Below are 9,563 nucleotides of genomic sequence, written 5' to 3'. Positions count from 1 at the left end.
ATGCAAATCTTGCGTTCTGGCTGAAATCTTGTGGGAGCGGGCTTGCTCGCGAAGGCGTCGGCACAGCCAACATCTTCATCGCCTGAACCACCGCTTTCGCGAGCAGGCTCGCTCCCACAGGTTTTGTGGAGTATGCAAATCTGGCGTTCTGGCTGAACTCTTGTGGGAGCGGGCTTGCTCGCGAAGGGGTCGGTCCAGCCAACATCTTCATCGACTGAACCACCGATTTCGCGAGCAGGCTCGCTCCCACAGGTTTTGTGGAGTATGCAAATCTTGCGTTCTGGCTGAACTCTTGTGGGAGCGGGCTTGCTCGCGAAGGCGTCGGCACAGCCAACATCTTCATCGCCTGAACCACCGCTTTCGCGAGCAGGCCCGCTCCCACATTTTTGGCGTGGTCACATCTGATTCAGGCGTTCGCGCAGGAATTCGACAAGCGCCTGCACCGGCCGCGAGGCCTGGCGATGTTGCGGATACACCGCCGACAGGGTCAGCGGCTCAGGCCTGTAGTCATCAAGGACCGGCAGCAGTCGCCCGTCGTTCAGCGCTGCGCCAACAATGAACGTCGGCAGATAAGTGATCCCCATCCCCTGCACCGCCGCATCGCGCAGCAACTCGCCGTTGTTCACCCGCATGCGCCCGGTGACGTTCACCAGCAACGGCTTGCCCTGCCCCGCGTTGAAACGCCACTGCACCGAACGACCGTGTCCGTAAGGCAGGCAGTCGTGGCTGTGCAGGTCTTCGGGTTTGAGCGGTGTGCCGCGTTCGGCCAGGTACGCTGGGCTCGCGCAGTACACCCGCTCGATGGACGCGATGCGCCGGGCAATCAGCGTCGAGTCCTCCAGCACACCGATACGCAACGCCAGGTCGTAGCCTTCGCCGAGCAGGTCCACCGGGCGGTCGCTCAAATCCACCTCCACCGTGACCTCGCGATAGCGCTGCAGGAACAGTGGCAACAGACAGCCCAGATGCGCCACGGCAAACGACAGCGGCGCACTGACGCGAATGGTCCCGCGTGGCTCGGCGGTCTGGCCGGCGATGCCTTGTTCGACCTGCTCGACTTCGCCCAGCAGGCGCAATGCCGATTCGTAATAACTCTGGCCCAGTGGCGTGACGTCGAGACGCCGCGTGGAGCGGTTCAACAGCCGTACACCGAGACGCTCTTCAAGCTGCATCAAACGGCGGCTGACGAACTGCTTGGACAGGCCCAACTGATCAGCCGCCGCAGTAAAGCTGCCGGAGTCCATGACCTGACAAAAAATACGCATGTCTTCGAACGGGTTCATTGTCACTCTCTGGTAGACAGTCAAACGCTTTATAGCCGCTTTTTCACTTTTCGACAGCTCATTAATCTGTGTTCACGGTTTGAAAACAGCCCGCCACCACACAACAAACTCTCGAAAAAAGGAATTGAGCATGAACCTCACCAAGACCCTGACCGCGTCCCTCCTCGCCCTGTCCATCGGCAACGCTTTTGCCGCCGGCAGCTCGGGTGTCGAACACCACACCCAGGCGTTCCTCGAAGCCCTCGCCGCCGGCGGTGGCAAACCGCTGGAACAACTGAGCCCGAAGGATGCCCGCGCGGTGCTGACCGGTGCGCAAGCGTCGGTAAAAGTCGACCTGTCCGGGGTTGAAGTCAGCGACAAGGCGATCACCGTCGATGGTCAGGTGATCAACCTCAAAGTGGTGCGTCCGGCCAAGGTCAAGGGCGAGTTGCCGGTGTTCATGTTCTTCCACGGTGGCGGTTGGGTGTTGGGCGATTACCCGACGCACCAGCGCTTGATTCGCGATCTGGTGGTGGGTTCTGGAGCGGTCGCGGTGTACGTGGATTACACGCCATCGCCGGAAGCGCAGTACCCGACGGCGATCAATCAGGCTTACGCCGCGACCCAATGGGTGGCTGAACATGGCAAGGACATTGGCGTCGATGGCAAGCGTCTGGCGGTGGCCGGCAACAGCGTCGGCGGCAACATGGCGGCGGTCGTGGCGCTGATGGCCAAGGAACAGAAAACCCCGGCCCTGCGCTTCCAGCTGCTGATGTGGCCGGTGACCAACGCACAGTTCGACGACGGCTCGTACCAGCAGTTTGCCGAAGGGCATTTCCTCACCAAAGGCATGATGCAGTGGTTCTGGGACAGCTACACCACCAACGCTGCGGAGCGTGCGCAGATCCACGCCTCGCCGCTCAACGCCAGCAGCGAACAGCTCAAGGGCTTGCCCGCGGCGCTGGTGCAGACCGCCGAGTTCGACGTGCTGCGTGATGAGGGTGAAGGCTATGCGCGGCATCTGGATGCGGCGGGTGTGCCGGTGACCTCGGTGCGGTACAACGGGATGATTCATGACTTTGGCTTGCTCAATCCGCTGAGTCAGATTCCGGAAGTCAAAGCCGCTGTGCGGCAGGCGGCGGCTGAGCTGAAGACACATCTGAACTGATGCCTTCGCCACACAACCTTGTGTGGCGAATCCATTCAACTGTGGCGAGAGCGCTTGACCCCGTTCGACTGCACAGCAGTCGCGAAGGCATTTTGGGGTTGCTTCACAACCCAACGGGGGCAAGCGCCTTCGCCACGCTTTTGCCTTGCCAGACCGCCCATCCACGTCTTGCCGGAGCATGCCATGTCTTTCCTCCTTACCCATCCACTGTCCTGGAGCGCCGCCTTGCTCCTGCTCGATGCCCTGCTCTGGCACCTCGCGCCGTTCAAACATCGCGCACCGAGAGTCGGCATGCGGCTGGTGCTGTTTCTTGGTTTCAGTGCACTGATCATCAATGCCGGCATCAGCCCGTTGCTGGCGCCGGTGTTTGCCGATGACCGCGTCGCGCAACTTGGCGCGACCGCGCTGGGGATTGTCTGGTGGCTGTACGCCGCGCGCGTATTGACTGAAGTGATCGGCCTGGCACTGATGCGGCGTATCGGCCACAGCGGTCGGCTGTTGCAGGACGTGATTGGCGCGCTGGTGTTTCTGGCAGCGATCGTCGCGGCCGCCGGTTATGTGCTGGAGCTGCCGGTCAAGGGTTTGCTGGCGACTTCCGGGGTGGTGGCGATCGTCGTCGGCCTGGCACTGCAAAGCACCCTGAGCGACGTGTTCTCCGGAATCGTGCTCAACACCACCAAGCCGTATCAGGTGGACGATTTCGTAGTGATCGACGGCGTCGAGGGCAAGGTACTCGACATCGACTGGCGCGCCACGCACCTGCTGACCAGCACCGGCACTCTGGCCGTGGTGCCGAACTCGGTGGCGGCCAAGGCGAAGATCGTCAATCTCAGTCGTCCGACCAACCTGCACGGCGTCTCGATCAGCATCAAGGTGCCGAATCATATCCGCCCACGGCGGGTGCTCGACGCCCTCGACCGCACACTGCAGGGCAGCAGCAGCCTGCTGTTGAACCCGCCGCCCAAAGCCGTGTTGAAAGAGGCCGGGGAAGAGACGTCGGAGTACGTCGCCAGCGGCTTCATCAGTGAACTGGGCAAGAAAGGCGAGGTGCGTAATCAACTGTTCGACCTCGCCCACCGTCATCTCGAAGCCGCAGGTATTTCCCGACACCCCGATGGCGTGATCGAGCCTTCGACCCGCGCCCGGGCGCTGCTCGATGAAGTGAAAGTCTTCCGCTCGTTGAGTCATGAGGAACGCGATCGCCTTGCTGAATCGATGGTCGCGCAACAGTACGCCGCCGGTCAGGTGGTGCTGGGTCTGGATGAGGTTCCCGAGAGTCTGTTTGTGATCGCCACTGGCGTGGTCAGCGCGACCGTGCCCGATGGCAATGGCCAGACCGAAGCCGGGCGCATGGGGCCGAGCGAGGTCATGGGCGAACAGAGCATCCTCGCCGACACGCCGTCGCAGGCCACGTTCACTGCGTTGACGTCGAGCATCATCTATCGCCTCGATAAAGCCCTGACCCGCCAATGCATGGAGCAACGCAGCGCAGTCGGCCAGGCGCTGAACAAACTGCAGGCCGTGCGGCAGCAGAACAGCCGCCTCGCGTTGATGGCGAAACCGGCGCCAATGCGCAAGGGTGGGTTTCTCGGTTGGCTGCAGAAGCGCTGACAGCAAAAAATCGCAGCCATGCGGTCTCCAGGGAGCTGCCGCAGGCTGCGATCTTTTGATTTTCTTACTTGGCAGTGAACTTGGTGTAGCTGTTGATCAGGTTGCGATAGTTCGGCAGGCGTTCCGACAGCAGGTGCGCCAGGCCTTCCATGTCGTTGCGCCAGTCGCCCTGCAGCTCGCACGCCACCGAGAACCAGTTCAACAGTTGTGCACCGGCGGCCGACATCCGCGCCCACGCGGCTTGTTGCACGGTGGTGTTGAAGGTGCCGGACGAGTCGGTGACCACGAACACGTCATAGCCTTCGGCGATGGCCGACAGGGTCGGGAACGCCACGCAGACGTCCGTCACCACACCGGCGATGATCAGTTGCTTGCGGCCGGTGGCCTTGATCGCCTTGACGAAGTCTTCGTTGTCCCAGGCATTGATCTGGCCTGGGCGCTGAATGAACGGCGCATCCGGAAACTGCTCACGCAGCTCAGGCACGATCGGGCCGTTGGGACCGGCGTCGAAGCTGGTGGTGAGGATGGTCGGCAGTTTGAAGAACTTGGCGATGTCGCCCAGCGCCAGCACGTTGTTCTTGAATTCGTTGGGCGTGAAATCCTGCACCAGCGAGATCAGACCGGTCTGGTGATCGACCAGCAACACGACCGCATCATCTTTGTTCAGACGCTTGTAGGGAACGCTCATGGGAAACTCCTTGGGATGGATGTTGCAGGAAGCGCCGTGCCGGTTGGCCGGCGCTTTTTTTGTATTCGTCAGAAGGCGAAACAGGAACAGCCGAAGGCGCCCCAGAACCCGGCAAAGTCGCTGACCGGTGCGTTCGACAGGCGCGCTTTTTCGTGGCTGTGCGAGTGCACCGCGCAGGCCCCGACACACTGGTGCACCTGCGCCTGCAACGGCGAATTCGGCCGCCAGTGGCCCGGGACCTTGACCACTGGCGACCAGTCCGGCAGCACTGGAATCGAGCGTGGGCCGAGGTCTTCGAAATCGCCGGCGGCGTAGACGATCTTGCCGCCGACCACGGTCAGCACCGACTCGATCCACTTGATCGCTTCTTCCTCGACGTGGAAGAAATCAGCGCTCAGCGCCGCCAGATCCGCCAGTTGCCCGACCTTGATCTGGCCCTTCTTGCCCTGCTCGGAGGAGAACCACGCACTGCCGTGAGTGAACAGTTCCAGCGCGGTGGTGCGCGGCAGACCCTCTTCGTACAACGCCAGGCCACCGACGGTACGGCCGCTGACCATCCAGTACAGCGACGTCCACGGGTTATAGCTGGAAACCCGCGTGGCGTCGGTGCCGGCGCCCACTGGCACACCTTCGGCGAGCATGCGTTTGATCGGCGGCGTGGCCTCAGCGGCCTGCTTGCCGTAACGATCGACAAAGTACTCACCCTGGAACGCCATGCGGTCCTGAATCGCGATACCACCGCCCAGCGCCCTCACCCGCTCGATGTTCTGCGGGGTGATGGTTTCGGCGTGGTCGAAGAACCACGGCAGACCGTTGAACGGAATGTCACGGTTGACCTTCTCGAACACGTCGAGCATGCGGCTGATCGACTCGTTGTACGTGGCGTGCAAACGGAACGGCCAGCGCTGCTCGACCAAGTGGCGCACCACCGGCTCCAGCTCCTGTTCCATGGTCTGCGGCAGGTCCGGGCGCGGTTCGAGGAAGTCTTCGAAGTCGGCGGCGGAGAACACCAGCATCTCGCCGGCGCCGTTGTGCCGCAGGTAATCGTCGCCCTGGTGCAGGGTGACGCTGCCGGTCCAGTTCTGGAAATCGCTGAGCTCTTCTTTCGGTTTCTGGGTGAACAGGTTGTAGGCGATGCGCACGGTCAACTGGTCGTCCTTGGCCAGTTGCTCGATGACTTGATAGTCGTCCGGATAGTTCTGGAAACCACCGCCGGCATCGATCGCACTGGTCAGGCCGAGGCGATTGAGTTCACGCATGAACTGACGGGTCGAGTTGACCTGATATTCCAGCGGCAGTTTCGGCCCCTTGGCCAGTGTCGAATACAGAATCATCGCGTTCGGCCGCGCCACCAGCATCCCGGTCGGGTTGCCATTGGCATCCCGGACGATCTCGCCACCCGGCGGGTTTGGTGTGTCGCGGGTGTAACCGGCAACCCGCAGTGCGGCACGGTTGAGCAGCGCGCGGTCATACAGGTGCAGGACGAACACCGGCGTATCCGGCGCGGCCTGGTTGAGTTCTTCGAGGGTCGGCATGCGTTTTTCGGCGAACTGGAATTCGTTCCAGCCACCGACCACGCGCACCCACTGCGGGGTTGGCGTGCGGTCGGCCTGTTCCTTGAGCATGCGCAGCGCATCGGCCAGCGACGGCACGCCTTCCCAGCGCAGTTCGAGGTTGTAGTTCAGGCCGCCACGGATCAGGTGCAAGTGCGAGTCATTGAGGCCGGGGATCACGCAGCGGCCGTGCAGGTCGATCACTTGCGTGGCCGAACCGCGCAGGGCCATGGCCTGGGTGTCGTTACCGACGACGACAAAGCGCCCGTCCTTGATCGCCACGGCACTGGCCAGCGGTTTGCTGCGGTCGACGGTATGAAATTGACCATTGAACAGAATCAGATCGGCGTTCATCGCAGTTCCTTCCGAGTAAATGAATGGGGTTCAGCGTGACGGCTGTTTGGCCGGTTCGATGTGGGCATGGGCCTGACCGGCTTCCAGCCACGGCGCAAACAACCGGGTCACGCGGGGCATGAACACGTACACCACCGACAGGACGATGGTCAGGGTGATCAGAAACGTGGCAACCACGTAGTTGGAAAGCAGCGGATGCAGCTTTAGCAGCGGCGCCCAGATCAGTGGCACCAGCAAGGTATGCGGCAGAATCACCAGCAGCGTGATTACCGCTTGTTTCCAGCGCGGCGGTGGCCGGGCGGCATCGGCCAACGGGGCAAACCAGAATTCATTGATCGGCGCGACTTCGGTCTGATCACCGTCGGCAAGCATCGGCGTCGCTTCATCGACCAGCGCCTGACGCTGTGGCGACTCCAGCCACAGCTGCATGGCCGCGGTGGAGCAAAAACGCAGTACACACGTGTAGGTGTCGAGGCCGCCAAGCTTGCCGCGCACCACGTCCACCCCGAGGTGGCCTTCGCGTTGCCCGGCGACCCGCACGATGTTGCGCAGCCATGCCTCATAGGGTTGTTCAAATCCGGCCTTGACCCGGTGCTTGACGATCAGGGTGACGGTCTCATCAGACCCCGGTGCTTGTGGACTCAGGGCTTCAGGCATAACGCAGCACTCCGGACAGGCGAACATTGAACGCCAGCCGTCCCGGCCCGGCGATGAACACAGTGGCGAACAGGATCAACAGCAACCAGCCGAACTGCCCCTCGGCCACACTCCATTGCGGATGCACGACCAGCAGCGCCACCAGCAGCACAAAGAGAATAGGCAAGCAGGCCAATCGCGCCAGCACCCCGCCGACGATCAGTAGCGGACACAGGACTTCGGCAAAAATCGCCAGACACAAGGTCAGATGGGCGCCGAGGTGGAACGGGTCTTCGATCTGCTGCAATTGCGCGTTGAAGTTCAACAGCTTGGGCAAACCGTGAACCCACAGCAGAAACAGTCCGCCGCTGACCCGCAGAAACAGCAAGCCGACGTCGTGCGCCCGTTCATCCCGTTGCAAAGCGTTCATGACCTCACCCTTTATTTCTTATCGGGGTCAATCATGCTCGGTGCGGGCGGGGGGAAATTGGATGGATGTGCTCTCTTTCAGACGCGCCGGATTCCTGTGGGAGCGGGCTTGCTCCGGGCGGTGATCCGACGATGGCGTCGGGTCAACCCGCATGATTGTTGAATGACACATCGCGTTCGCGAGCAAGCCTCCCACAAGGGGATTGTGGTGTTTTCACACGGGTGGGATGTCCAGCGGCGCCGCCATGAACTGACTGATCCGCGAACGCAGCCAGCGCTCCGCCGGGTCGTTGTCATGCACCCCGCTCCAAGCCATCGACAGCTGCGCGGCTTCGATCGGGAACGGCGGATCTTCGGCGCGCAATGTGCAACCTTCGACCAACGCACAGGCGGCGTAATCCGGCACGGTGGCGATCATTTCAGTGCCGGCGAGCAAGGCGCGCAAGCCACTGAACTGCGGCACACCGAGCACCACACGCCGCCGGCGACCGAGCTTGGCCAGGTCCAGGTCGATGTTGCCGCTCAAGTCACCGGAAAACGACACCATCGCATGCGGGCGCTCGCAGTATTCATCGAGGGTCAGCGGCCCCGGGCGGTCATCGCCGCGCAGCACCTTGCAGGGGATGTCGCGCAGTTTCTTGCGCTTGGCGTTGGCCGGCAGATCGGTGGTGTAGCTCACACCGACGGAGATTTCCCCGGACGCCAGCAGCGCCGGCATCAGCAGGTAGTTGGCGCGCCGCACCACGACGACGATCCCCGGCGCCTCTTGCTGAAGCTTGCGCAGCAGCGGTGGAAACAGGCCGAACTCGGCGTCGTCCGACAGGCCAATGCGGAACACGTCGCAACTGCTCGCCGGATCGAACTCCTTGGCCCGGCTGACCGCGCCGGAAATCACGTCCATCGCCGGTTGCAGCTCTTGCAGAATCGCCAGCGCGCGGGCGGTCGGCTCCATGCCACGGCCGTTGCGCAGCAGCAACGGGTCGTCGAACAAATCGCGCAAACGGCCCAGCGCGGCACTCACCGCCGGTTGGCCCATGAACAGTTTTTCGGCGACGCGGGTCAGGTTCTTTTCGAACATCAGCGCTTCGAAAATCACCAGCAGGTTCATGTCGACGCGGCGTAGATCGTTACGGTTCATGGGCTCCAATTCCTTCGATGACCAGGCGCAAGTGCTGTGCACTTTACGCGATCATCGCGGGTTTGCGCCCGGGTCAGGTCTGCGAATTAACAACGATTAACTCGTCAGTCTGCGCGGCCCGTCTTAACAATGAAGGCCTCTGCGCAGCGTTGTTTTTTTGCCCCGAGGGAACGCACCCGGCGGGTGTCCCCTCCCACGACACGGACTTTGGCCATGGCTCATCTACAGCAATCCGTCGCCCTCGCCCCTGCCTGCGAACCCCGCAAGCCGCCCCTCGGCGGCCTCAGCCCGCAACGCGAGCGGCAGGTCAAACAACTGATCCTCGAACGCCTCGGAGAAAGCCTGGAAGTGGCCGAGCTGGCACGTGCCTGCTCGCTGTCGCGCAGCCATTTCTCCCGGGCGTTCAAGGCCAGCACAGGCCTGGCACCGCAGGACTGGATCCGCGAGCAGCGCATCGCCCGCGCCAAGCTGCTGATCCGCCACACCGGCCTGAGCCTGACGCAAATCAGCCTGGAATGCGGCTTCTGCGATCAAGCGCACTTCTGTCACATGTTCACCCGCAGCGAAGGGATCAACCCGTTCGCCTGGCGCTGCCAGGTCATGCGCGAAGGCAAAGACCCCCGAACACGGCCCATGAGCTTTTGAGCATTACCCGAGAGCCTGCCGTTGCACTGATGGCCAAACCTGAGGAATATGCTGCGATACCTTGCACCAGACGGGCTGC

Annotated in this window: 9 protein-coding genes and 1 pseudogene; 3 read left to right on the top strand and 7 right to left on the bottom strand. The window is 62.3% G+C overall.

The features are described 5' to 3' along the window. A pseudogene (locus U862_RS30995) lies at positions 1-343 on the bottom strand (hypothetical protein); the annotation flags it as partial. Positions 344-395: 52 nt separating this feature from the next. Further along, complete coding sequence (locus U862_RS0115615; protein ID WP_025111240.1) at positions 396-1,283, bottom strand: LysR family transcriptional regulator; 888 nt, start codon at positions 1,281-1,283, stop codon at positions 396-398. 130 nt (positions 1,284-1,413) lie between these two features. Between U862_RS0115615 and U862_RS0115610 the strand changes: the two genes are divergently transcribed. Both U862_RS0115610 and U862_RS0115600 read left to right on the top strand, forming a co-directional pair. Then, positions 1,414-2,430, top strand: a complete 1,017-nt coding sequence (locus U862_RS0115610) for an alpha/beta hydrolase (protein WP_025111239.1) — start codon at positions 1,414-1,416, stop codon at positions 2,428-2,430. A 183-nt stretch (positions 2,431-2,613) separates the two neighbouring features. Next, on the top strand, positions 2,614-4,041 hold the full coding sequence (locus tag U862_RS0115600; RefSeq protein WP_025111238.1) for a mechanosensitive ion channel family protein: 1,428 nt from the start codon (positions 2,614-2,616) through the stop codon (positions 4,039-4,041). A 64-nt stretch (positions 4,042-4,105) separates the two neighbouring features. On the opposite strand, the gene ycaC is transcribed toward U862_RS0115600, so the two are convergent. The 5 genes from ycaC to U862_RS0115575 form a co-directional block, all read right to left on the bottom strand. Continuing rightward, positions 4,106-4,729, bottom strand: coding sequence for an isochorismate family cysteine hydrolase YcaC (gene ycaC, locus U862_RS0115595; RefSeq protein WP_025111237.1), 624 nt, complete (start codon positions 4,727-4,729; stop codon positions 4,106-4,108). Positions 4,730-4,797: 68 nt separating this feature from the next. Next, positions 4,798-6,636, bottom strand: coding sequence for an amidohydrolase (locus tag U862_RS0115590; protein ID WP_025111236.1), 1,839 nt, complete (start codon positions 6,634-6,636; stop codon positions 4,798-4,800). 30 nt (positions 6,637-6,666) lie between these two features. Beyond that, entirely contained in the window at positions 6,667-7,293 is a 627-nt protein-coding gene (locus tag U862_RS0115585) for an antibiotic biosynthesis monooxygenase (RefSeq protein ID WP_025111235.1), read from the bottom strand. Continuing rightward, positions 7,286-7,702: a DoxX family protein gene (locus U862_RS0115580; protein WP_025111234.1), complete on the bottom strand. Its 417-nt coding sequence runs from the start codon at positions 7,700-7,702 to the stop codon at positions 7,286-7,288. Before U862_RS0115580 ends, U862_RS0115585 begins: the two co-directional genes overlap by 8 nt. Positions 7,703-7,915: 213 nt before the next feature. Beyond that, the gene (locus U862_RS0115575; protein ID WP_025111233.1) at positions 7,916-8,839 is read right to left on the bottom strand and encodes a LysR family transcriptional regulator; all 924 of its coding nucleotides are present in this window, start codon (positions 8,837-8,839) and stop codon (positions 7,916-7,918) included. Between the two features lie 213 nt (positions 8,840-9,052). On the opposite strand from U862_RS0115575, the gene U862_RS0115570 reads away from it, so the two are divergent. After that, complete coding sequence (locus U862_RS0115570; protein WP_025111232.1) at positions 9,053-9,484, top strand: helix-turn-helix domain-containing protein; 432 nt, start codon at positions 9,053-9,055, stop codon at positions 9,482-9,484. Positions 9,485-9,563: the final 79 nt, after the last annotated feature.

It is taken from the genome of Pseudomonas sp. H1h (assembly GCF_000633255.1).
In the GTDB taxonomy this organism is placed as follows: Bacteria; Pseudomonadota; Gammaproteobacteria; order Pseudomonadales; family Pseudomonadaceae; genus Aquipseudomonas.
The sequence above is the reverse complement of the archived record's forward strand: the minus strand, read 5'-3'. Positions and strand labels throughout refer to the sequence as shown.